Below are 697 nucleotides of genomic sequence, written 5' to 3' on the forward strand. Positions count from 1 at the left end.
CTGCTCGACCTGCTGCAATCGGCGGCCGGCCTCGAGCGTGTACTCGAGATCGTCGAGCAACCCGCTACACCACTCTGCTGCCCGCACTGCCAGGCCGACAAACCCTATCGCCACGGCCATGCGCACGGACTGCAGCGCTACCGCTGCCGCAACTGCCATCGCACCTTCAACCTGCTCAGCGGCACGCCGCTGGCGCGGCTGCGCTACAAGGCGCACTGGCTCGACTACCTCGGCTGCATGCTCGACTCCCGCAGCATGCGCCGCTCGGCACGCGGCTGAGCGGCATCGCCGAAGCCGATGAGATGTATGTGCTYGAATCGCACAAGGGGTCCAGACATCTCGATCGTCCGCCACGAAGACGCGGCGGCAAGGCGACAAAGCGTGGGATCTCGAATGAACAAGTGTGCATCCTGGTGGCGCGCGATCGCAGCGGCCAGACCATCGACGCCGTGACCGGCAAGGGCAGCGTSAGCAAGCGGCAGCTGGTGCAACACCTGGGRCCGCGCCTGGCGCGCGACGTGCTGYTGGTGACCGATAGCCATGCGGCCTACCCGGCATTCGCGCGGGAGGTCGGGATTTCGCATGAAGCCATCAACGCGAGCGCCGGCGAACGAAAGCGCGGTGCGCTGCACATCCAGAACGTGAACGCCTATCACAGCCGGATGCGCACCTGGCTGCTGCCTTTCCGCGGCGTCGC

1 pseudogene is annotated in these 697 nt (G+C 66.7%); it reads left to right on the forward strand.

Features of this window, described 5'->3' with window-relative positions:
* Nucleotides 1-697: pseudogene (locus AC1DOP_RS27185) on the forward strand (IS1595 family transposase); the annotation flags it as partial.

The sequence above is a fragment of the Massilia sp. 01N410 genome (genome assembly GCF_056399665.1).